Annotated in this window: 22 protein-coding genes and 2 pseudogenes; 10 read left to right on the plus strand and 14 right to left on the minus strand. The window is 67.1% G+C overall.

Features of this window, described 5'->3' with window-relative positions:
• Window positions 1-137 precede the first annotated feature (137 nt).
• The 3 genes and pseudogenes from A5704_RS07190 to A5704_RS07200 form a co-directional block, all read right to left on the minus strand.
• Window positions 138-498: pseudogene (locus tag A5704_RS07190) on the minus strand (rRNA adenine N-6-methyltransferase family protein); the annotation flags it as partial.
• The gene (locus A5704_RS07195; protein ID WP_197508458.1) at window positions 462-1,589 is read right to left on the minus strand and encodes a resuscitation-promoting factor; all 1,128 of its coding nucleotides are present in this window, start codon (window positions 1,587-1,589) and stop codon (window positions 462-464) included. The gene A5704_RS07195 and the pseudogene A5704_RS07190, both read right to left, overlap by 37 nt.
• A gap of 166 nt (window positions 1,590-1,755) precedes the next feature.
• Window positions 1,756-2,607, minus strand: coding sequence for a TatD family hydrolase (locus A5704_RS07200; RefSeq protein ID WP_067759447.1), 852 nt, complete (start codon window positions 2,605-2,607; stop codon window positions 1,756-1,758).
• A gap of 19 nt (window positions 2,608-2,626) precedes the next feature.
• On the opposite strand from A5704_RS07200, the gene metG reads away from it, so the two are divergent.
• Window positions 2,627-4,168: a methionine--tRNA ligase gene (gene metG / locus A5704_RS07205; RefSeq protein ID WP_067759443.1), complete on the plus strand. Its 1,542-nt coding sequence runs from the start codon at window positions 2,627-2,629 to the stop codon at window positions 4,166-4,168.
• Between the two features lie 29 nt (window positions 4,169-4,197).
• Here metG and A5704_RS07210 read toward each other — a convergent pair whose 3' ends face one another.
• Window positions 4,198-4,671, minus strand: a complete 474-nt coding sequence (locus tag A5704_RS07210; RefSeq protein WP_156675780.1) for a DUF1772 domain-containing protein — start codon at window positions 4,669-4,671, stop codon at window positions 4,198-4,200.
• A gap of 321 nt (window positions 4,672-4,992) precedes the next feature.
• Between A5704_RS07210 and A5704_RS07215 the strand changes: the two genes are divergently transcribed.
• Window positions 4,993-5,355, plus strand: a complete 363-nt coding sequence (locus A5704_RS07215) for a PAS domain S-box protein (protein WP_067759437.1) — start codon at window positions 4,993-4,995, stop codon at window positions 5,353-5,355.
• 141 nt (window positions 5,356-5,496) lie between these two features.
• Here the strand turns inward: A5704_RS07215 and A5704_RS07220 are convergent, their stop codons facing one another.
• The 4 genes from A5704_RS07220 to A5704_RS28250 all read right to left on the minus strand — a co-directional run bounded on the left by A5704_RS07220 (window position 5,497) and on the right by A5704_RS28250 (window position 9,286).
• Window positions 5,497-7,497 carry a hypothetical protein gene (locus A5704_RS07220; protein ID WP_067888170.1) on the minus strand — a complete coding sequence of 667 codons (2,001 nt, stop codon included), beginning with the start codon at window positions 7,495-7,497 and terminating at the stop codon, window positions 5,497-5,499.
• Window positions 7,498-7,593: 96 nt separating this feature from the next.
• A complete protein-coding gene (locus A5704_RS07225) occupies window positions 7,594-8,304 on the minus strand; it encodes a TetR/AcrR family transcriptional regulator (protein WP_067888173.1) in 711 nt (236 codons plus the stop codon).
• Window positions 8,305-8,432: 128 nt separating this feature from the next.
• Window positions 8,433-9,110 (minus strand): TetR/AcrR family transcriptional regulator, encoded by a 678-nt coding sequence (locus tag A5704_RS07230; RefSeq protein ID WP_067888176.1) that lies wholly within the window; start codon window positions 9,108-9,110, stop codon window positions 8,433-8,435.
• Window positions 9,111-9,124: 14 nt separating this feature from the next.
• Window positions 9,125-9,286, minus strand: a complete 162-nt coding sequence (locus A5704_RS28250; protein ID WP_156670172.1) for a hypothetical protein — start codon at window positions 9,284-9,286, stop codon at window positions 9,125-9,127.
• A gap of 491 nt (window positions 9,287-9,777) precedes the next feature.
• Between A5704_RS28250 and A5704_RS07235 the strand changes: the two genes are divergently transcribed.
• The 7 genes from A5704_RS07235 to A5704_RS07265 are packed head-to-tail and all read left to right on the plus strand — an operon-like array spanning window position 9,778 to window position 17,920.
• The gene (locus tag A5704_RS07235) at window positions 9,778-10,983 is read left to right on the plus strand and encodes a PPE family protein (RefSeq protein WP_067757468.1); all 1,206 of its coding nucleotides are present in this window, start codon (window positions 9,778-9,780) and stop codon (window positions 10,981-10,983) included.
• A 44-nt stretch (window positions 10,984-11,027) separates the two neighbouring features.
• On the plus strand, window positions 11,028-11,600 hold the full coding sequence (locus A5704_RS07240) for a dTDP-4-dehydrorhamnose 3,5-epimerase family protein (RefSeq protein WP_067757471.1): 573 nt from the start codon (window positions 11,028-11,030) through the stop codon (window positions 11,598-11,600).
• Complete coding sequence (locus A5704_RS07245; RefSeq protein WP_156675782.1) at window positions 11,600-13,171, plus strand: sugar transferase; 1,572 nt, start codon at window positions 11,600-11,602, stop codon at window positions 13,169-13,171. Before A5704_RS07240 ends, A5704_RS07245 begins: the two co-directional genes overlap by 1 nt.
• A 6-nt stretch (window positions 13,172-13,177) precedes the next feature.
• Window positions 13,178-14,638 (plus strand): oligosaccharide flippase family protein, encoded by a 1,461-nt coding sequence (locus A5704_RS07250; protein WP_067888192.1) that lies wholly within the window; start codon window positions 13,178-13,180, stop codon window positions 14,636-14,638.
• A gap of 23 nt (window positions 14,639-14,661) precedes the next feature.
• On the plus strand, window positions 14,662-15,705 hold the full coding sequence (locus A5704_RS07255) for a glycosyltransferase family 4 protein (protein WP_067757504.1): 1,044 nt from the start codon (window positions 14,662-14,664) through the stop codon (window positions 15,703-15,705).
• Window positions 15,706-15,762: 57 nt separating this feature from the next.
• Complete coding sequence (locus A5704_RS07260) at window positions 15,763-16,722, plus strand: NAD(P)-dependent oxidoreductase (RefSeq protein ID WP_067757482.1); 960 nt, start codon at window positions 15,763-15,765, stop codon at window positions 16,720-16,722.
• Window positions 16,703-17,920, plus strand: coding sequence for a glycosyltransferase family 4 protein (locus A5704_RS07265; protein ID WP_067888195.1), 1,218 nt, complete (start codon window positions 16,703-16,705; stop codon window positions 17,918-17,920). The genes A5704_RS07260 and A5704_RS07265 overlap by 20 nt, the downstream gene beginning before the upstream one ends.
• Here the strand turns inward: A5704_RS07265 and A5704_RS07270 are convergent.
• Together A5704_RS07270 and A5704_RS07275 are read right to left on the minus strand one after the other, a co-directional pair.
• A complete protein-coding gene (locus A5704_RS07270; RefSeq protein ID WP_067888199.1) occupies window positions 17,895-18,848 on the minus strand; it encodes a UDP-glucuronic acid decarboxylase family protein in 954 nt (317 codons plus the stop codon). The two genes, A5704_RS07265 and A5704_RS07270, sit on opposite strands and share 26 nt — an antisense overlap.
• Before the next feature lie 9 nt (window positions 18,849-18,857).
• Window positions 18,858-20,174 carry a UDP-glucose/GDP-mannose dehydrogenase family protein gene (locus A5704_RS07275; RefSeq protein ID WP_067888203.1) on the minus strand — a complete coding sequence of 439 codons (1,317 nt, stop codon included), beginning with the start codon at window positions 20,172-20,174 and terminating at the stop codon, window positions 18,858-18,860.
• A 200-nt stretch (window positions 20,175-20,374) separates the two neighbouring features.
• Between A5704_RS07275 and A5704_RS07280 the strand changes: the two genes are divergently transcribed.
• Window positions 20,375-21,130, plus strand: coding sequence for a class I SAM-dependent methyltransferase (locus tag A5704_RS07280; RefSeq protein WP_197508459.1), 756 nt, complete (start codon window positions 20,375-20,377; stop codon window positions 21,128-21,130).
• 59 nt (window positions 21,131-21,189) lie between these two features.
• On the opposite strand, the gene A5704_RS07285 is transcribed toward A5704_RS07280, so the two are convergent.
• The 4 genes and pseudogenes from A5704_RS07285 to A5704_RS07300 all read right to left on the minus strand — a co-directional run.
• Window positions 21,190-22,902 carry a GMC family oxidoreductase gene (locus tag A5704_RS07285; RefSeq protein WP_067888206.1) on the minus strand — a complete coding sequence of 571 codons (1,713 nt, stop codon included), beginning with the start codon at window positions 22,900-22,902 and terminating at the stop codon, window positions 21,190-21,192.
• Window positions 22,899-23,825, minus strand: a complete 927-nt coding sequence (locus A5704_RS07290) for an aldo/keto reductase (RefSeq protein WP_067757507.1) — start codon at window positions 23,823-23,825, stop codon at window positions 22,899-22,901. The genes A5704_RS07285 and A5704_RS07290 overlap by 4 nt, the downstream gene beginning before the upstream one ends.
• Before the next feature lie 16 nt (window positions 23,826-23,841).
• Window positions 23,842-24,855: a glycosyltransferase family 4 protein gene (locus A5704_RS07295; RefSeq protein WP_067757497.1), complete on the minus strand. Its 1,014-nt coding sequence runs from the start codon at window positions 24,853-24,855 to the stop codon at window positions 23,842-23,844.
• A gap of 136 nt (window positions 24,856-24,991) precedes the next feature.
• Window positions 24,992-25,741 (minus strand): annotated as a pseudogene (locus A5704_RS07300) (O-antigen ligase family protein); the annotation flags it as partial.
• Window positions 25,742-25,953: the final 212 nt, after the last annotated feature.

The following is a 25,953-nucleotide window of genomic DNA, read 5'->3' on the forward strand; positions in this document are numbered from 1 at the left end:
GCCGATCGGCTGCCGCAGACCGTCGCCGAACACTCGCACAGCGAATTGCAGCGGCTCACCGTGCTCAACCGCGACGTCTTGACCCTTCGCCGGGACGAGTTGGCCGCGCAACCCAACGCGGTCGTCGCCAACCTGCCCTACAACGTCGCGGTTGAGCACGGTGAGCCGCTGCAATTCGCTGTGCGAGTGTTCGGCGACGGTCTGCGGCAGCCGATCGGCCAGGACCGGGTCGATTTCGACGGCGGTTACCGTGGCGCCGCGGTCCAGCAACGCCAACGTCAGCGATCCCAGGCCGGGTCCGACCTCGAGGACGTGGTCGGACCGGCCGACCCCGGAGGTCGAGACGATCCGGCGGACCGTGTTGGCATCGTGGACGAAGTTCTGACCGAGGGATTTCCGGGGCCGAAGGTCAAGTTCTTTGGCAAGCCGCCTGATCTCGGTGCGACCGAGCAGCCGGATCGTCAGCTCGCACCAGCTCTTCCGCTGCACACGGGCCACGCGCCCCAACCCTGACGCTCGCGCGTCACCTCGGCGACTGCGATCTGCTCTTCCCGGGTCGCCAGGTCCGCGCGCGCGGCGAACCGCAGCCCGCCGTTGCGCTCCCAGGTGCCCTGATCGAACTGCACACCGCCGTAGTAGCCGTTGCCGGTGTTGATCGCCCAGTTCCCACCGGCCTCGCAGCCGGCGATCGCGTCCCAGATCGAGCCGTTGGTGACCGGTGGCACGTCGGTGCCGGGCTTGGTGCCCACCCGCACCACCGCCTCGCGGGCGGGGGTGATCACGGTGTTGGCGATCGGCAACCGGCCGGTCTCAACGCCGTTGACGGTGGCGACCGCGAAGGTGACGTCCTGGGTGCCGGGGCTGCCCGGGTCTTCCACCACCTGGCGGCTCATGTTCATGTCCGGGTCCTCGACCCGACGGGCATTGGGCTGCAACGGCATTCGTTCCGTCACCCGCTCGATCCGGTTGCGGGTCACCTGGATTTCCATGCCGTCGACAATGGGGGATGACGCGCTCGGCATCGCCTGGTCGCCCTCGAGGAGCGGGGCGCCGGCCGCGCTCAGCAGCCCCGCGACGTTGGGCGCGGGCAGGTGCACCGTACGGGTGGTGCCGCCATCGGTGATGCGGACCGTCTTCGCGCTGACGACGGGCAGCGCCATTCCCGCGAGCGGGACCCGGCTGCCGCGGGAGGCCGCGGCGGGGGCCGTGTCGGTCATGGCGAGTTGGGCCAGGGCCTCGTCGACGGTCGATGCCGTCGTCCACACCTGCTTGGTGTCGTGACCGTCCAGCGAGATCTGCAGCGGGCGGCTGCGGCGCAACACGATGTTGGCGGCGTCGTGCACCTTGACGTCCCCGGCGGGGTACAGGTCGTCCCGCTCGTCGACGGCGAAGCCGTTCTCCTGCACGATGTCGATGACCCGCGACTTCATGGTCGTGACCCGCATCGCGATGCCGTCGACGGTCAGCGTCACCGTCTTGCACGCGGAGACCGCGAATCCACCTGCGAACGCCAGAACCAGTAACAGTCCTCCGACGATGAGCCGCAACATCGGCGACGGTGTCTGATGAAGTTTTGTTAATACAGTCAACGCGCGTCTATCCCGACCACAGCAATTACTCCAACGACCTAATCAGCACCAAGCGACAAATAAGGGCCCGTAGGCCCCACCCTTTCGATCACAAGACGGTAACGAACCGGCCAAAGTTGAGCAACTCCGGCGCGAATTCGTTAACGCAATCTTCCCGTGCAGCGAGTCAACCGGGAGCCAGCCCGTAGACCCGCCGAGCGTTGCTCGTCGTGGCCTGCGCCAGCTCTTCGGCGGGACGGCCCACCAGTTCGGCGACCGCCCGGACAGTATAAGGAAGGCAATACGGCTCGTTCGGTGCACCGCGGTACGGATGCGGCGTCAAGAAGGGCGCATCGGTTTCCACCAGCAGTTGTTCCAGCGGTATCAGCGGAACGGCTTCCCGCAGGTCGCGGGCGTTGCGGAAGCTCGCCGTTCCCGACAGGCTGAGCAACCATCCGGCGTCCACGCAGCGGCGGGCCATCGCGGCGTCCGACGAGAAGCAGTGAAAGATCACCGTGTCGGGCGCGCCTTCGGCCGCCAGCACGTCGAGCACCTCGGCGTCGGCGTCCCGGTTGTGGATCATCAACGGTTTGCCGCACCGCTTGGCCAGGTCGATGTGCCAGGCGAACGCTTCCCGTTGGGTGTCCGGCTGCGCGCACCCGTCGAGGCGCCCGGGCCAATACAGGTCCAGGCCGGTCTCGCCGACGGCCACCACCCGGGGGTGGGCCACCAGCCGCTCTATTTCGCCGCGGGCGGCGTCGTCGAGCGCATCGGCGCGGGTCGGGTGCAGCGCCACCGCGGCGTACACCCGCGGATCCCATTCGGCGGCGCGGGTCACCCAAGCCGCCGAAGCCAGGTCGTCGGCGATGGTGACCACGGCCCCCACCCCGACCGCCGCGGCGCGATCCACGATGGCGCGCACGTCCCCGGCGTCCCGCGCGCCACAGGCGTCGAGGTGGGTGTGGGCGTCGACCAGGGGGGCCAGCGGTTCGGGTGCGGGCGGCGCTTCTCGTTCTCGTCGGTTGGAGCTCACGCGCACACAATAAGGTGGACTCTCGATGAGGCCCTTCTACGTCACCACCGCGATCACGTACCCCAACGGCAATCCGCACGTCGGGCACGCCTACGAGTACATCGCCACCGACGCCATCGCGCGATTCAAGCGGCTCGATGGGTTCGACGTGCGTTTCCTGACCGGCACCGACGAGCACGGCCTCAAGATGCTCGAGACGGCGGCGGCGGAGGGCCTTCCGACCGCCGAGCTGGCGCGGCGGAATTCCGATGTTTTTCAACGCCTGCAGGAGAAGCTCAACATCTCCTTCGATCGGTTCATTCGCACCACCGACGCCGACCATCACGAAGCGTCCAAGGAGATCTGGCGGCGGATGGACGCCGCCGGAGACATCTACCTGGACAGCTACACGGGTTGGTACTCCGTGCGCGACGAGCGGTTCTTCGTCGAATCCGAGACCGCGGTGGTCGACGGGACAAGGGTCGCCGTGGAAACCGGAACGCCGGTGACGTGGACCGAGGAGCAGACCTACTTCTTCCGGCTCTCGGCGTACACCGACAAGCTGCTGGCCCATTACGAGGCCAACCCGGACTTCATCGCCCCCGAAGTGCGCCGCAACGAAGTGGTCAGCTTCGTCTCCGGCGGCCTGCGCGACCTGTCGATCTCGCGCACCTCGTTCGACTGGGGCGTCAAAGTGCCCGACCATCCCGATCACGTCATGTACGTCTGGGTCGACGCGCTGACCAATTACCTGACCGGGGTCGGCTACCCCGACACCGACTCGCCGATGTTCCGCCGCTACTGGCCCGCCGACCTGCACATGATCGGCAAGGACATCATCCGGTTCCACACCGTCTACTGGCCGGCGTTTCTGATGTCGGCCGGGATCGAGCTGCCGCGCCGGGTGTTCGCGCATGGGTTCCTGCTCAACCGGGGCGAGAAGATGAGCAAGTCGGTGGGCAACATCGTCGACCCGGTGGCGCTGACCGAGACGTTCGGCGTGGACCAGTTGCGCTATTTCCTGTTGCGGGAGGTCCCCTTCGGCCAGGACGGCAGCTACAGCGAAGACGCCATCGTCACGCGCATCAACACCGACCTCGCCAACGAGCTGGGCAACCTGGCCCAGCGGTCGCTGTCCATGGTGGCCAAGAACCTGGACGGGGTGGTGCCGACGCCCGGTGAATTCACCGCCGAAGATGCCGAACTGCTGGCGACGGCCGACGGCCTGCTGGACCGCGTGCGCGCCGCCTTCGACGGGCAGGCCATGCACTTGGCATTGGAAGCGATCTGGCTGATGCTGGGCGCCGCCAACCGATATTTCTCCGCCCAGCAGCCGTGGGTGCTACGCAAGAGCGACTCCGCGGCGGACCAGACTCGTTTCGCGACAGTGCTTTACACAACCTGCGAGGCCGTTCGCATCGCGGCGCTGCTGATCCAGCCGGTGATGCCCGAATCGGCGGGCAAGCTTTTGGATCTGCTCGGCCAGGCGCCCGAACAGCGCAGCTTCGACGCGATAGGCAAACGGCTGACCCCCGGCACGGCGCTCCCGGCGCCGACCGGGGTCTTCCCCCGCTACCAAGCCGACTAGCCGCTCGCGAGCCGAGCGCGCCACCAGCTTCACACCGACATTGCCAGGCACAGCGCCGCGACGGCGAGGCCCTGCAGGGTGGCCCTGGTGGTGATCACTCTGTCCCAGTTGCGCTGCAGCGCACGAGCATCGGTCGGCAACTCGGGTCGATCCGCGCCTGCGATGAGTTGCCGGTTGATCGGCGCGCTCACCCGCAGGTAGATCAGCAGCCACGCCAGCAGCAGGAGGACGGCGGCGCCGGCCGCGCCGGCTTGCGCCCAGCGGCCGGACGCCGCGGCGAATGCCAGGCTGATCGTCGCCGCCGCCAGGCCGAGCACGCCGGGTACCGGCATCCGTCGATCCCCATAGCGATGGATGTTGCCGGCAACGGCGAGCAGGGCCCGATCGTCGATGCGGGCCATCGCGGGCCTCAGCACCATCGCGCAGAACACGTCGGTGCCGTAGACCACCCCGGTACCCAGCACCGCGACGACCGCGAAAACGGTGGCGACCATGGCGCACACTCCTCATCTCCCGTAGGTGCTAGCAACGCTAACCCTCGAGAGCGCGGCTGTCAATAGCGTTGCTATCTTCTGTGCCACCGCTAACACGACGTCGCCGATGTCGACGTCGGCGCGCCTCCGGACCGCGCGCCGCCGGCCGATCACCGACCCGGTGCGCGAGCGGGCCGACGAAGGTGTTCAGGGATGCCTTCGGCGAGCGGGAAACGAAATACGGCGCCAATCCTGGGCGGGCATCTGCTCGAAGGCCTGTGTATAGCCTATGTTATGCGCCATAATCGGCCGGTGGACCGACGACGCAATCGGCAAGAGGGTGACTCGCCGATGACGACCCTGAAACAGCTGCCGGCACTGGTCGTGCTCGAGCGGATCCCGATCCCGGTGCTGGCGATCGAGAATGACGGCACCATCCTGTTTTCCAACGCCGCGTTCGCCGAGATGATGGGTTATGACCGGGAAGAGGTGTTGGAGCTGAAGTTCCACCAGATCTTCCATCAGGCACCGGCCTCGGATTCGTTGTTATCCGTCGTTCATTCCCTGGCGAACATGGTGGTCGAACTGGCGCACAAGGACGGTTCGGTGGTGCGCGCCCTGATGAGCAAGTCGGCGGCGATGCGCGCCGACGACCAGTTCGTGCTCGCGGCGTTCCAGGATCTGACCGAGCAGTTGTGGCAGGAGGACCGCTAGCGGGGACGCGGCAGGCCCGGGAAATCATTGGCCGGAACGCGTCGACGTCCTGCGGTCGGTCGTCGATGTAAGCGAAACCTGTTGGTGGGCATCAGGTCTCGTGCTGGACGGCCGCACGGGACGCGCGGTTACGCGCAGACGCTAACGCCGCCGCCGTGATTCGCGCCTGGTGCGCCACAGGATCACCCCGCCGCCGACGATGGCCACCGCAACCCAGCCCGCGCCGAACCACCACAGCCAGCCGAGGTCGGAGTGCCCCTGCGACGCCGCGGTCGGACCACCGGCCGAGGGCGAGTGCTCGACGGTCACCGGGTCCTGCCCGCCCGGCGCGGACACCACCGCGGCGCCTTTGAGTCGTTGCCAGCGCTTGTTATCGCCGCTGAGCCACCGCAGCAACTCGTCGAGTTGCCCCGGCGCCCCGTTTGATGTCGCCACCAACAGCGACCTGCCGCGGTTGAAAACCACTTGGAGAGAGGCGAACCGGAGATCTGGGTCGAGTGTGAGTTTGGCGGGCTTGCCGTCGGATTGGACGGCATTGACGGTGATGGGCCCGCTCGGCCCGGCAGCCACCGGAAGCGCGACATTGGAGTGGTTCCACCCGTCGGCGGAGATCACTATCGCGGGGTCCGACGAGTCGATCGCCTGCTGCGCGGTCGTGACCGTGGTGTAGAGCGGCACGGCGCTGATTCGCTGAAGGCCCACCACGATGCCGACCGCCCGCACCGTGTCTATCAACGAGTGGGCCTCGATGCCCACCTGCATCCGGGGCATCAACGACTGCGGCACCGATTGGAAGCCGTCCGGCACCGGCGGGGCTGCCGGGTCGCTCTGTATTGTGGTGTCGCCGTTGATGTTCAGCGTCAGCAGCTGACTCCCCGGCCCGGCGGTGTAGAAGTCGCCGCAATGCCCGGTGTTGGCGGCGACGTCGAGGACCAGATCAATACTGGTGTAGCGCTGCAGCAGTCGGTCCGGCACATCGATCCAGCGGTCGATGGTGCCGTGGCCGTCGGTCGGCCAGTGGTCGATGGTTTCGGGGCCGATGGTCACGGCGATCTGACCGCCGACGTTCCCCGGTGTCGGGGTGTAGGAACCCTGCAGATGCACGCGCACGTTGTGCACCGATCTGGCGAATCGGGTTTGGTCGATTCCGATCGACACCCGCGGTTGCAGTGACGTCGAGTTGAGAACGGGCTGCGCCAACTCGCGCAACGTCACGCTGCCACCGAGTTGCTGCACGCTCGGTTTGAGCTGTTCCACCGCCGCCTTGGAAGACAGCGCCAACTGCGAGACGTCGTTGAACAACACCGCCGTGTTCGATTCGTCCGACTGGCCGAGCGGTCCGGACATGAGCAACCACGGCACACCCGAGGCGCCTTGTAGCGAAAGCCCGTTGTCAGGGCCCTCTTTGACGACGATCTGACGTTCCAGCGGTTGCGGCGGCGCCGGCGGCGCGGCCTGGCCTTCGGCCAGCGGAATCACCGCGATCTCGGGGGTCTGCCGGCCGTAGTGCGAGGCGGTGGAGGCGGCCAGTTGGACCGCCGTATCGGACTCGTTCGGCGAGGGCGACGGCGGCAGGTAGATGGAAAGCTTGCGCAGCACCGGCGGCAGGAAATGCGCCACCGTGGTGGGCGGCAGTTCGACCCCGGTGTAGGTGATCGACCCGTTGGTCAGGCGCAGCGGGCTCCACGGGTAGAGGCAGTATCCGTCCAATGGCACCACGTACGAACGCAGCGTCACCGACAGCCAATTGTCGTTGACCTCCGCGCCCGCCAGGGGAATGACGATTGGGGCCTGATCGGTGGAGGGCAAATTCAGCCGTGCGATGGTGCGCTCGCCCTGCGTGACAGTGAGCACCCCGGACCGCAGATTGATCGGCATCTCGACGGTGGCGTTCAGTGCCGTCGGTGTCAGGCCATGCAGCACCGGCACGGTGAGCTGTTGGGTACTCGTCACCCCCCAGAATTCCAGGGTGGGAGCGGACCCGATGTCGGTAAGCGACAACGTCGGCGAGTCCGCGGCGGTAGCCGGTTCGCCGGGCGCACCCCACGACGCCGGGGCGCTCATCACCAAAAACCCAACCACCGCGGCCAGCGCGACCACTTTGCCCAGACGTCTCCGGTACATCACCGGAACAGTATGCATTGTGGAATGCGCGTCAACCGCAATTACTGATTCGCCGTCTCGATGGCCGCGAAAGCGGGTGTGGCGCATCCGGCCCGACCGCGCGACCGTGGAGCTCTAGCCGATCAGGGGTTCCGTGTCGGCGTCGGGGCGGGCCGCGATGGCCGGGGCATGACGCATGACTTCGCGACCGAGGAACTGCTGGAAATAGGGCAACGACGACTCGGTCACCGTGCCGGGCAGCAGGAGCTCCAAGATCTGACGCAGGCGACCGCCGATGTCGACGGGGCCTCCCCTGTTGGGTTCACGACGGGTTATCGCATTGAATACCAGTCGCGTTCCGAACATGGCTCCAACGAGGAACTCGGAGAGCACCTTGGGGTCGACGTCCTTGCGGAGGTCTCCCTCGCTGATGGCCCGCCTGGCCTCATCAGCGATCTTCACCGCCAGGTCGGCATAGAAGTCCCCCGCGGCCTCGTTCAATCCGCTTAAGGCACAGGCTAATTGCTCGGCCGTGCGAACGGTCTTGTCCGAGTTGAGCACTACCACGATGGTGAAGGCGCCGTGTAGCAGGTTTTCCAGCCCCGGCGACGAAGACTTGCACACGTTCCCGAATGCCGTGAGCAGGCTCTCGGAGCCTTCCTTGAGGATGTCGGACGCCAGCGATTCCTTCGAATCGAAGTGGTGATACAGGGCGCCTTTGGTCATCCCGGTCCGCTCGATGATCGCCCCCCACCCGGCGGCGGCATATCCGACTTCCCCGAACACCTCGATCGCGGCGTCGATGATCTTCCGCCGAGTGGCTTCGGATCGGACCTGGCGCGGCACTGTCTCTGCACCTCCGGAGTCGCGTCGGGTGCGCGGAGTCATTGATGTGGGTTCACATCCACCGCAAGACGTCCAACGTTAGCAGCCGCTGCCGCGGCTGGCGGGCAGTCTGCTCAACCTGGTCGGCACTAAGGCGAGCCTTGGTCGCTCGAACTGGAGTTGACGGCGAGCGCCGCTCGCCGCCTTAGGAATTGGCTGAAGTAATCGGCCCGGTCCGGTTGCAAGATCCCACCCAAGATCAGCATCCAGCACTTTTCCAGGTCGGTGAGGAACCGTTCCGGGTCGTCCAGATTGCTGGTCTTGCGCAGCCCCATATGCAGCGACACCATCAGCCGTCCGACTGCGTCGGGATCACAGCGTTCGTCGATGTCACCCTCGGTGATGGCCTGCTGGACGACCCCCGACAGGGCTTCCACCCAGCCGCTCACCAACGTGTCCTGCAGCCCCCCCGACTGTCCGACCGACTCGATCAGATTCAGGCCGGCCCTGACCAGATCGGTCTTGATGTCTTGAACGGCGATCAGATACGAGAAGTCGATCAGGGTTTCCAGGCCCGAAAGTCCGCGGGTCAACAGGTCTCCGACCGCGACGGTCGCCGCGGCGATCTGCTTGTCGATGAGCTCCACCGCCAAGGCGTGTTTGGACTTGAAGTGGAAGTACATCGCGCCCTTGGTCAGCTGGGCCTCGGCCAGGATGTCATCCAGACCGACGTCGTGGTACGGCCTGCGCGCGAACTGATGGGAGGCGGCGCGCAGAATCTGCCGCCGCGTCGCGTCGGCGCGTCCGTCGGTCGAGTGGGTAGTCATGGGAATCTGCCAGCTCAGCTCTCGTCGGCCCGCCGGGTGTGACCCTGGCGCAGCGGCGTGAACCCGGCGGGGAAGCCGGGCTCCGCGACGTTGGCGTGTATGACGCGACCGATCTCGTCGGGGGTTGCGACCCGGACCTGGTCGATCGCCGTCAGGTTGATGAGCAGGGCATACACCTCGGTTCTTGGGCGGTCTTGAACTACACCGACCGGCCACCCCCGGGCAGTACATGGGCCACGTCTGAGATTAGCAGCTGCAGGCGTCTGCCTTGACGCTTGCGTAAATACCTGTAGTCCACATCACACCCTCTTTACAAACTATTAGTATGTTTCGTACGCTATTATCACATTGTCAGTTTGTAGGGCCGGGCGGCCCAAACCCACGGTTCGCCCAGTTGAGCGGCAAGAACGCCCGATCCCGGGCCCTTTGCAGGATGTTAGGAGACGCAGATGCCGGTCGTGACCACCAGGCCACGCGCTCTGGCAGCGTCAGCAGGTAGAAGGCTCGGAAAGGGACAAAGGACCTTCGCGATCGCAGGCCAAATACTCTTCGGCACAGCTTCCACCATAATCAATACTTTAGGTATGTTTAACGCGGTAATCGCGCTCCTCGGGTACGGCCCGGCGGTCGTCCGTCTCCGCACCGCCACCGGGGACCGGGGTCTGACGTGATCGATTTCGGGGCGTTCCCGCCGGAGTTCAATTCCGCGCGGATGTATGCCGGCCCTGGTCCGGTGTCGCTCGTGGCGGCCTCGGTGGCCTGGGATGGCCTTGCCGCCGAATTGCATTCCGCCTCAAGCTGTTACCGCTCGGTGATAGCCGGATTGACGACCGGACGCTGGTTGGGTCCCTCGTCGTTGACCATGGCGTCCGCCTTCGCTCCCTACATGGCGTGGACCGCCGGGGCGGCCGCGCGGGCCGCGGAAACCGCAGGCCAGGCCAGGCTCGCGGTGGAGATCTACGAGGCCGCCTTCGCGATGACCGTTCCGCCGCCGGCAGTCGCCGCCAACCGCGTCCAGCTCGCGACGCTGATCGCCACCAACTTCTTCGGCCAGAACTCGGCGGCGATCGCGGCCACCGAGGCCGAATACGGCGAGATGTGGGCACAGGACGCGGCGGCGATGTACCAATACGCCGCGGGTTCGGCGGCCGCGTGCGACGTGACACCGTTCAGCCCGCCGCCGGACGTCGCCAACCCGGCGGGGGTGGCGACCCAGGGCAGCGCGGTGGCGCAGGCCGAAACGTTGGCGGCCACGCACACTTCCCTGTCGAACGTGATGTCCTCGGTTCCCAACGCCCTGCACGGGCTCTCGTCGCCGATGTCCGCCAGCACCTCCACCCTGACCCAGGTCGGTACCGGCACCGCGAGCACCGCCACCAGCACGGCCAGTTCGTCGCTGATGGACAGCCTCGCGTCGAGCCTGCCCAGCTCGCTGCCCACCTACTTCATGGCGGGAGCGACACCGTTGTACGGGATGTCCTCCATCCTCGGCATGGCTCAGACCGCGCAGGGCTTGGTGAATGGGGCTGCCCAGGCGGCGGGCACCGCTGCGGCGGGGGCCGCGAGCGCGGCGAGCACGGGCGCGGGCGCGCTGGGATCGCTCGGCTCGCTCGGATCGGGTGTGGTCGGAAGCCTCGGCAGCGCGGCCTCGCTCGGTCCGCTGGCGGTCCCGGCGAGTTGGACCAGCGTGATACCGGCGGCACACAGCGCCGCTTCCGCACTGCCGACCATCAGCCTCGCCGGCGCCAACACGCCGCCCAGCATCATGGGCTCGCTACCGCGCCTGGCCGCCGCGTCGGGCAAGAACCTCGGCCCCCGGTACGGCGTCATCCCGACCGTGATGACGCGGCCGCCTTCCGGTGGATACGCGTAGGCCATGACCCCGACGAGAACGACCCGTGACCCGAGGAGCGGTGCATGAAGTACACGCCCACCCAGATCGCCGGCGTGACGATCATTGACCTCGAGCCGCAACGCGACCATCGCGGCTTCTCGTCCCGTTCCTTTTGTGCCGACGAATTCGCCGACCGCGGGCTGAGTTTCGACGTCACCCAGACCAACATCTACTTCAACTACACCCGCGGCACCGTGCGGGGCCTGCACCATCGGGTGCCGCCCTACGCTCAGACCCAGGTGGTTCGCTGCACCCGCGGCGCGATCGCCGCCGTCGCGGTCGACATCCGCCCGGGGTCGCAGACCTACGGCGACCACGTCATGGTCGAGTTGAGCGCGGACAACTACCGGGCGCTGTTCCTGCCGCCGTTCGTCGCCCACGGCTTCCAAACGCTGATCGACAACACCGAAGTCAGCTATCAGGTCAGCGGGGAGCCCGCGCCGTCCGACGCCCAGGGATTCCATTGGAATGACCCGGAATTCGGGATCGTGTGGCCGCTGCCGGTCACCGTCATCTCCGAGCAGGACGCCAGTTGGCCATCGCGAACGCCGAGCTTCGCTTCGATCGAGAGTGCAGCGTCATGTCTAACCCGTTGATGACCCAGGAATTGGTGGACGTCGTGCACGCCGAACCCGGTCCGACCAAGCGGAAACCGGCCGGCATCACGTCATTGCCCAGCCGCCGCACCGGCGCTCTGCCGGCCACCGGGGCCGCGGCGCCCTCGCCCGGTGGCAGCGCGATCCGGCGCTGGCAGCACCAATATTCGCACCACCTGCGCATCAGCGACACGCTGATCGTCTGCGCCTCGGTGCTACTGGCGCAGTACGTCCGATTCGGCGAAATCGCCAACACCTCGGGTTACTCGGACGTCGCGATGACGATGCTGTCGTTTCTCTTCGCGGCGCTATGGCTGTCGTCGCTGGCGGTATTCCAAACGCGCTCACCGCGAGTCATCGGCGCCGGCATCGACGAGTACCGCCGGATCGGCAGCGCCTCGTTCTGGACGTTCGGAATCATCGCGATGGTCACCTTGCTCGCCAAGGTGGACCTGGCCCGCGGTTACCTTGCGATCGCGCTCCCCGTCGGGACCATGGGCCTGCTGGGGAGCCGCAGCCTGTGGCGCAAGCACATCCGGCAGATGCGCGCGAACGGTCAGTGCCAGACGACGGTGCTGGCGATCGGGGACCGCAAGGCGGTCTCTCACCTGGCCCACGAACTTTCCCGCAACCCGCTGGACGGATACCTCGTGGTAGGCGTTTGCATTCCGGGCTACGGGCCACCGCGCGGCAACACCATCACCCTCGGCGGACGCGCTGTGCCGATCCTCGGTGACGTCACCCACGCGGTGGCCGCCATCAACAGCTGCGGTGCGGACACCGTGGCGGTCACGCAGACGGACCACTTCGGGATGCACGGGATCCGAGAACTGATGTGGCAGCTGGAAACGATGGACGTCGACGTCGTGGTCTCACCGGGCGTGATGGACGTCGCGGAGGCCCGCCTGACCCTGCGCCCGACCGCGGGGATGCCGCTGTTGCACGTCGAGAAGCCGCAATACGAAGGGACGCAACGCTTTCAGAAGCAGGTGTTCGACTTCCTGTTCTCGCTGGCGGCCCTGATCGCGACGGCGCCCGTCCTCGTCGCGGCGGCCGTCGCCGTCAAGCTCACCAGCAAGGGCCCGGTGTTCTACCCATCCGAACGGATCGGCATCGACGGCAAGCCCTTCAGGATGCTGAAGTTCCGGACCATGGTCGACGGCGCCGACACCCAGATCGAGCACCTGTTGGCGCTGAACGAGAGCGCCGGCGGCATGCTGTTCAAGATGCGCGAGGACCCACGGGTCACCCCCGTCGGCAAGATCCTGCGCAGGTTCAGCATCGACGAGCTGCCCCAGTTCATCAACGTGCTCAAGGGTGACATGAGCGTCGTCGGCCCGCGCCCCCCGCTGCGCCGAGAGGTCGACAACTACGACGGTGACGTCAAGCGGCGACTGCTGGTGAAACCGGGGGTCAGCGGGCTGTGGCAAGTGAGCGGCCGATCGGACCTCTCCTGGGAGGAGTCGGTGCGGTTGGACCTGTCCTACGTGGACAACTGGTCGATGTCGGGTGACCTCATGATCATCGCCAAGACGGTTAAGGCCGTTCTCACCAGTCACGGCGCATACTAGGGAGTCATGACTGAGCCGACGACGCCCGAGGCGGTCGTCCCGTCGGTGCCGCTCTCCCGGATGGCTCACGCCTTCTCGATCCAACTGATCTGCCGCGCACTGGGAATGCTGGCCTCGGTGGTCTCCGTGGCGATGACCGCGCGGTACCTGGGTCCGGGCCGCTACGGCCAGCTCTCCATCGCGGTCGCGTTCGTGGGAATGTGGAACAGCTTCGCCGATCTCGGTGTCGCCACCGTGATCGTCCGCCGCGTCACCTCCGGCCGCGGCGACCTCGAACGTCTGGTGCGCGTCAACAGCGGACTGGCCCTGATCTACTGCGTTCCGCTCGCCGCACTGGCGGCCGGTTCCGGGTTGCTCGTCTATCACGACTACGACGTCCGGGTCATGCTCGTGGTGCTGTCCGGGGGCCTGCTGCTGCAGACCATGACCACCCGCTTCGAGCCGGTGTTTCTGGCCACCGTCCGGTTCTCCGCGGTGGCCATCTCCGACGTCACGGCCCGCACGGCCACCCTGGCCATGGTCGCGGTCCTGGTCTCCGCGCACTCGAACGTCATCTGGTTCGCGGTGGCACAGCTCATTCCGCCCGCCGTCCAGCTGGTTATCCAGGGCGCCGCGGCGATGCGGCACATCTCGGTGCGCCCGGTGTTCGCGCTGCGCGAGGCCGCCGATCTGTTGCGGGAAACCCTGCCCCTGATCGGATTCCTGGTTGTCGGAATCCTTTACACCCGCGCCGACGGTGTGATCTTGTCCTTGCTCAACACCCACTCCGAGGTGGGCGTGTACGGGCTCGCCTTGACGATCGCGTTCAACACCATCGTGGTGTCGCTGGTGTTCCTCAAGGCGACGCTGTCGACGGGCACCGAACTGTTCGCGCGGGACGTGGCGGCGTTCGCCGCCTTCCTGCGCCGCAGCGTCGAGCTCATGTATTTCGCGGCGGTCCCCGTCGCGGTGGTCGGAGCGCTGCTGGCCGGACCGTTGATCGCGTTCTTCGGCGACAAGGCGTTCGTCGCGCGGGGAACGCCGACGCTGGCATTGCTGTTCGTCGCGGCGGCGCTGCGGTTCGTCGGCGGCACTCTCGGCCAGGGTCTGGTCGCCAGCCACCACCAAAAGGTTCTGCTGTGGTTGACGGTCGCCACGCTGGTGGTCAACGTCTCGCTGAATCTGGTTCTCGACGGGCGGCTGGGCGCCGTCGGGCCCGGCATCGCGCTGGTGTGTACGGAATTCTTCAACATGCTGTTCAGCAGCTGGTGGCTGCACCGGCGGTGCGGTTACCGTACGCCGGTGATGTTCTTGCTGCGGGTGCTGATCCCGACGGCCGCCAGTGTCGCGGTGACACTGCTGCTTTCGGGTCAGCACGTCGCGCTGATCCTGCTCGCCGCCGCCGCGGCCTACCTGGCCACCAGCGCCGCGGTCGGCCCGCTCAAGTGGTCGTCGCTGGCGTCGTTGCGCAGCAAGCAGCTGGCGTGACCGGCCGCGTGAAGTCTCCACGGGTGCTGTGGCTTTCGCCATGGACACGGCCGGCGGTGCGCGTGCAGTCCGAAGCGCTGATCCGGCACGGGGCCGACGTGCTGCTCGTGACCTCTGACCGGCACCCGGAGTCAGACGCCGCCCGCGAGTACGAGGTGGTGCTCGAGCCGCGATTCCTGTCGGCCAAGACGTGGCCGCCGACGCTCAAGGCCTGGCGGCTCGTCCGCAAGTTCCGGCCGGACGTCGTGATCGCCGAACAGGTCCGTGATCCACGGTGGATTGCGCTGGCCGGAAGGACGCCACGCATCCAGGTGATCCACGACGATCGCCCCCATGACCCCGCGGAAGCGCTGCCCGCCTACGAACTCGCGGCGCTCGATCGCTGGGGCGCCCGCTCTGCGGCCACCATCGCCTACTGCGAATACGTCGCGCGCGCGGTCGCGACACGACGCGACGTGATCGGCACACCGGTGCACGTTGTACCGCTCGCCAGCGATCTCGATCTCGACCGCGTCCCTCCGTTCGTGGATGCCGAGGGGCGCCACGACTTTGTCATGTTCGGCCGGCTCAACCCCTATAAGAACGTGGACGTGGTGTTGCGGGCCTGGCAGTGCCACGTCGAAGGCGGCGGCTGGCGCGGCGACGACCTCATCCTGATCGGCGACGGAGCGCTGGACGCCGACAAGCTGCCCGCGCACACGCAGTGGCGTCGCGGCGGCTATCGCTACCGCGATGTCGTCACCACCCTGGCCGCCGCCAAGGGCTCGATCGCCCACTACCGGCGCGCCACTCAAAGCGGCGTGCAGGTCCTCTCAATGCAGTTGGGCGTCATGCCGATCGTTTCCACCGAGGGCGGGCCGCCCGAGTATCAACCCCCGGACTGCCCCCCGATCGGCGTCGACGACGTTGCCGGACTGGCGGCCGCTTTCGACGTCCTGGCCGACCCGGACACGGCGGCGCGGCACGGGGCCACCGCGGCGCGGCACTACGAGCGCCATTGCGCCGTCGACCTTGTCGCGGATCGCTTCCTGGAGGTCATCGACGAGGTGATGGGCCGTCGACGTTGACCGGGTACCGAACACACCTCGCGTATCCGGATGTATGGACGCGAGAGGGATAGAAACGTGAGCACGTATCTGGTCACCGGGGGTTGTGGATTCATCGGATCGGCGGTCGTCAACTCGTTGCTGGAGCGGGGCGCCGAGGTCTTCGTCATGGATGACCTCTCGCTCGGAAAGGACCACTGGCAGAAGGCACCCCGCAAGCCGACGCTGATCGTCCGCGACATCCTCGACGCCGACGCGTGCGACGAGGCATTCCGTGACATCAAGCCGCAGAACGTCATTCATCTTGCGGCGCAACACTTCGTCCCCTGGTGCGAGGAGCACGTCTACGAGGCGTACACCTTGAATGTGCATGGCACGTTGAACGTCCTGGAGTCGTCACGCCGGCACGGCGTCTCAGCCTTCTTCTTCGCATCTACCGGCGACGTCTACCATCCGAACTTCGTGCCCCACCGGGAAGTTGATCCGACCGGGCCGGTGTATGTCTACGGCCACACGAAATACCTGGCCGAGCAGCTGTGCATGCGCTATTTCGAGTCCACCGGATGTTTCCGCACGCTGGTGATCGGGCGGCTGTTCAACGCCGCCGGACCGCGCGAAACCAATCCGCACATGCTCGCCGAGGTCACCCGTCAGATCGCGCAGGAGGGCAAGCGCGAAGTGGAAGTCGGTAACCTCTGGCCACTGCGCGACTACGTTGACGTCGACTCGATGGGCGCCGTTATCGTCGACACCGTTTCGCGGATAGCGGGATTGGAGATCGTCAACATCGGATCCGGCAAGGCGATCGAGGTCCGCGAAGCGCTGGACATCATCGCGTCCGTCCTGCCGTTTCCCGTTGACTTCACCTCGGTGCCCGAGCGCCAGCGCCCCAACGACCGACCGTTCCTGTGCCCGGATACGCACCGGCTGCGCCGCACCATCGGCCGTGCGGCGGAGCCGTTCGGCCAAGCCACGGCGCGAAAGATCTTTGCCGAGTACCCGGGCATCGCGCTCGAAAGTGGCCGCGGTGCGCCCTGATTCCGTCCGCCCGCTGCGGGTCGCCCTGGTAGGCGACTACCCCACCGATGAAGGCGCGACCGTGCACAACGGGGTGCAGTCGGTGACGTACACGTTGGCGCATGCGCTGGCTGCCCGTCCCGACGTCGAGTGCCACGTCGTCAGTGCGATGAACGGTGTGACCACAACCTACCGGCGGGCCGGCGCCCTGCACGTTCACTACGTCAAGCGCCTGAACCTCCCCCGATTGGTCACACTGCGTGTCAACGACGTGCCGCGCCTGGCGGCGGTGATCCGTTCGATCAATCCCGATGTCGTGCATGGACAGGGCCAGGATCGCCACGCGCTCGGCGCGTTGGCGAGCGGGGCGCCGACGGTCATCACTCCGCACGGCGTGCTCTTCATCGAGAGCCGGTTACTGCAAAGAAACCGGTGGGACGCGTTGGGCGCCTTGAAGAAACGGGCTGTCGCGAACATGGAGCGGGAGGTGTTTCGCCGCGCCCGGGACATGATCATCATCTCGCCGTACCTGGCGCAGGTTTACGGGCCGATGCTGACGGCGCGCTGCCGGTTCATCGAGAACCCGATCCAAGACGACTTCTTCCGCATACGGCGCGCACCGGAGCCCGGCCGAATGTTGTTTGTCGGAACCCTGGTGCCGCGCAAGAGTGTGGACCATCTCGTGCGCGCGGTCGGCGAGGTCGCCAACGACCGTCGCGCCATTGCCGACCGGCCGTGGCGGGCGGGCCTGCAACTCAGGGTCGCCGGCCCCATTGCGGACCCGAGCAGCGAACACGAAGTCCGGCGGGCGATCGACGAATGCGGCCTGGGGGAACGGGTAAGGCTGCTCGGCCCCATCGGCCACGAAGAACTGCTCGATGAATACGCGCGGGCCCAGGTTCTCTTGCTGGGCTCGCGCGAAGAGACCACTCCGCAAGTCGTCGCTCAGGCCATGGCGTGTGGACTGCCGGTGATCGCCTCTCGCGTTGGCGGCATTCCGGACATGGTCGAGGACGGCAACACCGCGCTGCTGTTTCCGCATGGCGATGTCGCGGCCTGCGCCGGGCACATCCGCCGGATACTTGACGACGACGCCTTCAGAGCCGGCATCGAACAGCGGGTACGCGTCGAGGCTCAGCAGCGTTTCGACCCGGAATCGGTTGCCGAGCAGACCGTTAGCGCCTATCGGGAGGTCATCGCCCGAGATCGGCAGACCTGAAGTACTCGATCGTGAGTTTGACGCCTTGGCCGAATGGGACCACCGGACGCCAGTCGAGCCTCGACTCGGCGAGGGCGATGTCCGGCTTGCGCTTCTTCGGGTCGTCCTCGGGCAGGGCCCGGAAAACGATCGGAGAGGGCGATCCGGTCATCTCCTTGATGATGCGGGCGACCTCGAGGACGGTCAGCTCGTCCTGGCTACCGAGGTTGACGGGTCCGGTGAAGGACGCCTCGCTGGTCGCCATCTTCACCAGCCCGTCGATCAAATCGTCGACGTAGCAGAAGCTTCGGGTTTGGCTGCCATCGCCGAAGATGGTGATCGGTTCGCCGCGGAGCGCCTGCACGATGAATTGTGAGACGATCCGCCCATCCTCGGGATCCATCCTGGGGCCGTAGGTATTGAAGATCCGGACGACCTTGATCCGAGCGCCGAAGCGGCGCGCGTACTCGAGCATGAGTGTTTCGGCAACCCGCTTGCCCTCGTCGTAGCACGCGCGGGGGCCGAAGCAGTTGACGTTCCCCCAATAGCTTTCGGTCTGCGGATGCAAGGTGGGATCGCCATAGATCTCGCTGGTAGAGGCCTGCAGCATCGTCGCCTCTTTGGCGAGCGCCAGCTCGAGCACGTTCCTCGTGCCGAGGTAGTTGGTGTCGAGGGTGAACACGGGGTCGCGCTGGAATGCGAAGGGCGAGCCCGGGCATGCCATGTTGAAGACGAGGTCCAGCGGTCCCGCCACAGCAGCGGCGTCCAGCGGCCGCGTGACGTCGTGTTCGAAGAAGCTGAACCCCGGGTCACCCGAGAGGTGGGCGAGGTTTTCACGCCTGCCGGTATAAAAGTTGTCCAGGCCGAGAACCTCGACGCCGTCGCGGCGAAGGCGATCGCAGAGGTGGGATCCGAGGAATCCGGCGGCGCCGGTGACGAGGGCTCTCATCCACCCAGCCTAGTGGCGGCCCATGCCGTAGTAGTCGAAACCCTCGGCCCGCAACCGCCTGGGGTCATAGATGTTTCGACCGTCGAAGACGACATGACCCCGCATGGCCGACCTGACGCGCTGCCACGACGGCCGGTGGAACTGCTTCCACTCGGTGACCAGGACGAGCGCGTCGGCGCCCTCGACCGCCTCGTACATGTTCCCGGCGTATTCGATCGAATCGCCCAGCGCCTCTTTGGCTCGCACGCTCGCCTCCGGGTCGAAAGCCCGCACCGTCGCGCCGAGCTCGAGCAGTCGCCGCACGATCACCAGCGAGGCGGCCTCGCGCATGTCGTCGGTCTGCGGCTTGAAGCTCAGGCCCCACAGGCCGACCCGCAGGCCCGTCAGGTCACCCGCGGGCCGTCCGTCACCGAAGTGCGCGACGATTTTGGCGACCAGCGTTGCCTTCTGCTCCGTGTTGACCTGGTCGACGGCGCGCAGCAGCCGCATGTCCGTGCCCAGTCCCGCGGCGGTGTGGATCAGGGCCTGAACGTCTTTCGGCAGACAGGACCCGCCGTAGCCGACTCCCGGGAACAGGAATTCGTAGCCGATGCGCCGGTCCGCCCCGATGGCCTCCCGCACCGCGCTGATATCGGCCCCGGCCTTCTCGCAGAGGTTGGAGATCTCGTTGATGAACGAAATCTTGGTTGCCAGAAAGCAATTGGCCGCATACTTGGCCATCTCGGCGCTCTTGATGTCCATGACGATCAACGGATGGAAGGTGCGCAGGTACGGCTCGTAGAGCTCCCGCATGATCTCCACCGCGCGTTTGGAGTCGCTGCCGAGGATCACGCGGTCGGGCTTCATGAAGTCGGTGACCGCCGTGCCCTCCTTGAGGAACTCGGGATTGGACACCACGTCGAATTCCTGCGAGGCCGTGGCGGCGATGATCTCGCGGACCCGCTCGGCGGTGCCCACCGGGACGGTCGACTTGTCGACGACGACCTTGTAGCGATCCAGGTATGTCCCGATGTCGGCGGCCGCCGCGTGCACGTAGGACAGGTCGGCCTCGCCGCTTTCGCTCATCGGCGTCGCGACGGCGATGAAGACCACGTCGCCGTGTTCGATCGCCCTGCGCCGGTCGGTGGTGAAATCGATCGAGCCGTTCTCCCGGTTCCGGGCGATCAGCTCGGCGAGGCCGGGTTCGTAAATCGGAACCCCCCCGGCCAGAAGCTCGTCCACCTTCGCCTGGTCGATGTCGACACACACCACGTCGTTGCCGCTGTCGGCCAGGCAAGCGCCCGTGACGAGCCCGACGTACCCGCATCCGATGATCGAAATCTTCAAGACGACACCTTCGCTTCCCGATGATCGCCCAATCGTCCCGCACGCGAGCGGCCCACGCGCACTTTTTCAGCTAGCTTCTTTGACCGCTCGACATCAACCGGAATCGGCAGCCGGCCCCGGCACGCCACCGGCGCGGGACAGCGGGAATCTTTGTCCAAATGGGATTTTGGCGACAGCCCAGGTCGGATAGGGTGTGGTGCGTGCCTAACGCGGATGCCGAGCGCGACCCGACGCCATCGGCGCCAACCCGGCGGCTCCTCCATCGCGTCGGCGGCACGGCAAAAACGAAAGTCCGCCTGTCGCTGATGAAGGCCGGCCGTCGAGTGACGGCCAGCCGGCTGGCGAATCTGCGTTCAGTGCTCAGTTACCTCGAGCTCGGCCATTGGCTGGCGCACGATTTTTCGAATGCAACGGTAGATGTCGTCGCCGACCAATTTGCGTTGTTCGACCGGGCGCTGGCCAAGGTCCGCGGGCAACGGCCCCTGTACCTCGAATTCGGTGTGTTCGAGGGCGGCTCGATGCGGTGGTGGTCGCAGCACCTCCCGCATCCCGAAGCGAGGCTGATCGGTTTCGACAGCTTCGAAGGCCTGCCGCAGGACTGGCGGCCCGGCCTGGGAGCCGGCCACTTCGACGTCGGCGGCGAGCCGCCGAAGATCGACGATGCCCGCGTCTCGTTCGTCGTCGGCTGGTTCGACGACAGCCTCCCGAAGTTCGACGTCCCCGAGCACGACCAGTTGATCATCAACGTCGACTGCGACGTGTACTCCAGCGCTGCCACGGTGCTGAGTTGGGCGGAGCCGCTTCTCCAGCCCGGTACGTTGATCTACTTCGATGAGTTCCCCGACCGCGATCATGAGATGCGGGCATTCAGGGAACTCATGGCCCGTTCGCCACGGGAGTTCCGCCCGCTGGCCACGGCGCGTGGCCATCACTGGCTGTTTGAGGTCGTCAAGTGACTCCACCCGCGGCAGCTTCCGCTTTGGCTGTCCGCAAATAACTTGGGCGATACCCGGATTCAGCCCATGACCGACCACCCGCCGGCGATTCCGGGCCGCTCCGCTCGAGCGCCGATGAGCCGCTCCGCAAGCCGCACACCGAGCGCTATCCCGAGCAGCGTCGGGTTGGCCTGGCTCGACGTCGGCAGGACCGAGGTGCTCGCGACGTACAGCCCGCGCACCCCGTGCACCTGAAGGTCGGGGTTCACGACGCCGCCGTCGGCGGTCGCAGACATCCGGGTCGTGCCGGCCTGATGAAAGCCGGCGTAGCCCCGCATGAAATCGTGCACCGAGGCCTCGACGTCGTCGGCGAGCCACTCCACGTGTCCGACGCCGTGGCGGCGCAGCTGCTTGTCGATGAGGTCGATTGCCCTGCGCACACTTTCGTAGTCGGCGTCGGAGAAATGCATGTGGGTGCGTATCCGGCGCATGCCGAGGGCATCGCGTTCGTCGGTCAGCTCGATGCGGCTGTCCCAGTGCGGGAGATGCTCGCCGTGGTAGTGCAGCAGGTATCGATTGCCGGACCCCTTGACGAAGAAGCCCGGCGCCTTGCGGCCCCGGCGCAGGAACCGCGCGTAGGAGAACCGGACCGCGAATCGGATGGAACCGAACAGGTCTCGAACGATGTTGCGCAGGTGCGCGGCGACGCGCGGCGGGCCCGCGGTCTTGGTGTGGGCCTCGCGGATGGCCGCCGCGAGCAGGAAACGCCCCAGCGGGGAGATCAACGTCAGGTAGACACCCGACAGGATTCCGCTGCCGTGCGCGGGATCGCTGATCGGCGGATTCACCATCCAGACAGCGGCATTCGGCATCCCGAGTTCGCGTTGCAGCTGTGGAGTGAACGTGAAACGGCGTCGGACGTAGACGCCCTCGCGATCCCGCTCGTGTTCGTAGATGACGTCGTCGCTGGTGAAGTGCACGCGCGCGACCCGGGCCTCGACGTGGGACATGTACCAGCGCCCGAGGTGGCCGCCCGCGTTGCCCAGCCCGGCCGGATGATGACGATCCGACGCGAGCAGCAGGCGGGTGGCCTCCAGGCCGCCGGTGGCAAGGACGTAGTCCGCCGCAATGACTCTGCCCTCCCGTCCATCGAGCGTCTTGACGACGAGATGGTCGACGGCATCACCGGCTTCGGTGGTCACCACCTCGGTGCACGTGAGGCCGGTCCACACCGTCAGTCCGGGGGTGTCGCGCAACTCGGCGCGGTACTCGCGCCCGAAACGCGTTGGCAACGACCAGCGTTCGAGGTCGGTGGTGCACACCTGTTCATCGGGCAGCCCCACGACCAGGTCCCGCTGGGCCAGCTCCGGGATGCCCCGCGCATTGAATACCGCCTGCCCGCATCCCGCCCAGTCGCAGGCCCGCTGCAGGTAAGGCTCGACATCGTCGAACCCGATCGGCCAGGGCGACTGCGCGGTGATGGGCCGATTCTCGAAGTCGATGGCGTCGAACTTGACACATCGCCCGCCCCACAGCGCCGAGGTGCCGCCCAGCTGCCGGCGAACGGAGACCTCACTGCGTGAATGAAAGTAGTCGTCCTGGCGGGAGTCGAACGTCGCCAGCTCCTGTGCCGCGCGGTCCTTACGTTCCAGACCACTTTCGATCAGCGCCACCTCGACGCCGGCGGCCGCGAGCTCGAGCGCGGTAGCGATGCCAATCGGGCCGGCACCGACCACCACGACATCGGTTCGGATGGTCATATCGGGAGCGAACTGCGCCGGACCAACGATCACGCGGCGGGGCCCCGTCGCAACTGCCGGGCGAGATCTACGAAACGCCGCAGCAGCCCCGCGTCGGGCGGCGACGAGACGGCTTGCGCCGCGTCGGCAACCCGCCGCGGGTCGGTGCTGCTGTAGAGGATCGCGCGACAACCCGTGGCCGTGGCCGACGACGCCAAGATCAGCCTCGGCAACACACCGGGGGCCAGCGGGTCCATCTCGAGTGTTTCCCGCCAGCGTTCGGCCGTTCGGGCATCCGCCGACAGCGCCGCGGACAGCGTCGTGTACGTCCGGTTGAAGACCCCGAACACGAGATCAGCAGGTCGTGGCGGAGGACCGAGAAGGTCGCCGCGGACCTGGCTGACGCCCCGCGGTGCGAATGCACCGGCGAAATCCACCTCGAGGCCCTCGTCCTGGGACACACCCCAGGCGCGAATCTTGCCCGCCCGGTGGGCCCGTTCGAAGAACTCGCCGAGTTCCTCGCTGGCGACGGTGTCGAAAGGCCTTGGGCCGTGGACGAACAAGATGTCGACGTAGTCGACGCCCAGCGCCGCCAGGCTCAGGTCAAGGCTGCGGGTCGCGACCGCCGCGTCGTAGCGCCGCGGGGTCAGGTCCGGTTCCTGTTGCCGCTTGACCGCGCGGCGCAGCGCTGGGGCTTTGCGCAGCAACGCCCGAGCAGGCGCCTGGAAGCGGCCGAGACGCCGGGCCGCCCCGCCGACGTCGATGCCGAACTTGGTGGCCACCGTCACCGCGTCGCGATTCACGCTGCGCAGGAACACCCCCAGCTCGGACTCCGCCATGCCGAGGCCGTACATCCGCGCGGTGTCGAAGTGCGTGATGCCGTGCTCGACCGCGCTGCCCAGCACGGCCATCCGCTCCTTGCGGAACGGCGCCTGCATCAAACCCCCGCACCCGAAACCGACCGCGCTGACCTTCAGCGCCGGTCCGCTGAGCTCAATCTGCTCCAACGCCGAGGCTCTCGTAGATCCGGCGAAGCTCGGCGCCGATGACCTCCGGGCTGCGCGTCGCCGCGATGTGCGCCTGACCCTTGAGGCCGTCGCGCTCCGCCAGCTCCGGATCGCGGAGGTACCGGCCGATCGCCGCCGCCAACGCGGGCGGATCGTCAACGGGGACGAGCATTTTCGGGTCGGGAACGATGCCCGGCGTGCCGGAGACGGGGGTCGCGACGGCCGGGCGCGCGCCTGCCAGGGCCTCGGTCACGATCAGCGGCATCGCCTCGGCGCGCGACGGCAGCACCACCACCCGCGCGGACCGGATCAACTCGGGGATCGCGTCCGGATGCACCGCGGGTTCCACGGAGAAGCGCTCCAGCTGCGGGGGCGTGTAGTCGTCGATGGGCCCGACCACCCGGCACCGTCCTTCGATGCCCTCGTCGAGCAGCAGCTGCCACGCCGCCGCGAGCGTGTCGACCCCCTTGCGCAGGCCGATGGTCCCGGCGAAGAGCGCGACCGGCGGTGTCGTGCTTGCCCCGGGCGCGTCCCAGTCGATCGGTGCCGGGTTCACCGAGATGGTGCTCGGCACCCGTGGGGCCAGCTCCGCAACGGTGGCCCGCGCGTCCTGCGAGAACACGATCAGGTGGTCTGCGCGGCGCAGGGTGGCACCGATGTAGCGGCGGTGCCGAAGCGCTTCGTTGGCGACGTCGGCGCCCTGCAGCGTCGCGACAATCCGCAGGCCCCGCGCCTTGGCCAGGCGAATCAGCGATCCTTCGCGCAGCCACGCCCCGCCGTCTGAGATGTGGAAGTGCACGATCGTCGTGCGGGGCGCCCGGGCCAGCACGGCCGCCGCGCGCGCGGTCAGCACGAAGTTCTTCGCGTGGTGCCGCCCTTCCCACGTCGACAGGACGCGGATGTCGTCGGCGCCCATCTTGTGGTCCCGGATGACTCGAATCACGGTCTGCGTCCCGCCAAAGCTGTAGATGCCCGGCCCGACATGAATGACGGAGATCATCGCAGTCCGGAAATGAGATCGCACAGCGGCGCGTGGCGGGGATGGTCGAACAGGCAGCTATTTCGCATTCGGCTAACTCCCAAGGTGATTGGCCACGGCGTCAAAGTACACCGGTCGGCCGCTCGTCGTGCCCACTTCAGTGGGCTCCGGACGGTGCCGTGAGTACGGCCGCGTCGGGGTTGACCGCGGGGTTGGCGTCGCGCTCCCTGCCGCGCAAGCCGGCGAACCCCATCGCCGAACCGAGCGCGATGCCCAGCGCGAAGGCGTCCGATGGCATCTCGGGCAACGGCCAGACCCAGGATATTGCGAGGAGGCCGGCGCTGACCGCCACGCTGACCTTCGCCGCCGCGGTGCGGCAGCGCACCGCTTGGATCAACGGGATCAGTGCGAAGACGACGAACGCCGTCATCCCGACCGTGCCCGCCTTCGCCAGCCACCACAGATAGAAGTTGTGCGAGTAGGCGGGATAGAACTTCGCGGAAAACTCGTCGTCACCTTTCGGCGGCTGATACGCGTAACCCAGGCCATGGCCGAATACGGGCGCCTGAGCGATCGAGCGGTTCAGCAGGGAGTTCTCCCGCAGCCGCTCCAGCGCCGATTCGTCCACGGCGAGCGCGCTCGACGAAACCCCGCCGAGCACCCGCTCGTTGAAGGCGGTGAGCTGGTCGGCGAGCCACGCGCCGGCTTGCGAACCGTGCAGCAAGAACAGCAATCCCGGCACCGTCACCGCGATTACCGCCGCGAAGATCGCGGTGACGACGGCGGTCCGGCGCAGGGTTGGCACGCTCAGGCTGACCAACAGAGCCGCCCCCGCCGCGACGGCCATCGAGATAAGCGTGTTCCGGGAGAACGACAGCAGCGAAATGATCAGCGCGGGTGGGCCGAGAGTCTGGGGGCCGCGACCGGCGCCGACCAAGCTGTCCGGATCATCCTGACCACGCAATCCCCGGCCACCGCGACGCTGAGCGCGCTGGTGGCCGCCGCCATCATCGGCTGCCTGAGGCCTGCCACGCTGCTGACCCTCGGCCCACCCGCGCTGATCATTTCGCTGCTGTCGTTCTCCCGGAACACGCTTATCTCGATGGCCGTCGCGGCGGG

The sequence above is a fragment of the Mycobacterium sp. E735 genome (assembly GCF_001666955.1).
Classification (GTDB): domain Bacteria; phylum Actinomycetota; class Actinomycetes; order Mycobacteriales; family Mycobacteriaceae; genus Mycobacterium.

Bases quoted from the DNA above. Each gene is read 5' to 3' on its own strand.
- metG (WP_067759443.1), top strand. From the start codon at position 2,627: ATGAGGCCCTTCTACGTCACCACCGCGATCACGTACCCCAACGGCAAT.
- A5704_RS07215 (WP_067759437.1), top strand. From the start codon at position 4,993: ATGACGACCCTGAAACAGCTGCCGGCACTGGTCGTGCTCGAGCGGATC.
- A5704_RS07220 (WP_067888170.1), bottom strand. From the start codon at position 7,497: ATGCATACTGTTCCGGTGATGTACCGGAGACGTCTGGGCAAAGTGGTC.
- A5704_RS07230 (WP_067888176.1), bottom strand. From the start codon at position 9,110: ATGACTACCCACTCGACCGACGGACGCGCCGACGCGACGCGGCGGCAG.
- A5704_RS07240 (WP_067757471.1), top strand. From the start codon at position 11,028: ATGAAGTACACGCCCACCCAGATCGCCGGCGTGACGATCATTGACCTC.
- A5704_RS07245 (WP_156675782.1), top strand. From the start codon at position 11,600: ATGACCCAGGAATTGGTGGACGTCGTGCACGCCGAACCCGGTCCGACC.
- A5704_RS07250 (WP_067888192.1), top strand. From the start codon at position 13,178: ATGACTGAGCCGACGACGCCCGAGGCGGTCGTCCCGTCGGTGCCGCTC.
- A5704_RS07270 (WP_067888199.1), bottom strand. From the start codon at position 18,848: ATGAGAGCCCTCGTCACCGGCGCCGCCGGATTCCTCGGATCCCACCTC.
- A5704_RS07295 (WP_067757497.1), bottom strand. From the start codon at position 24,855: ATGATCTCCGTCATTCATGTCGGGCCGGGCATCTACAGCTTTGGCGGG.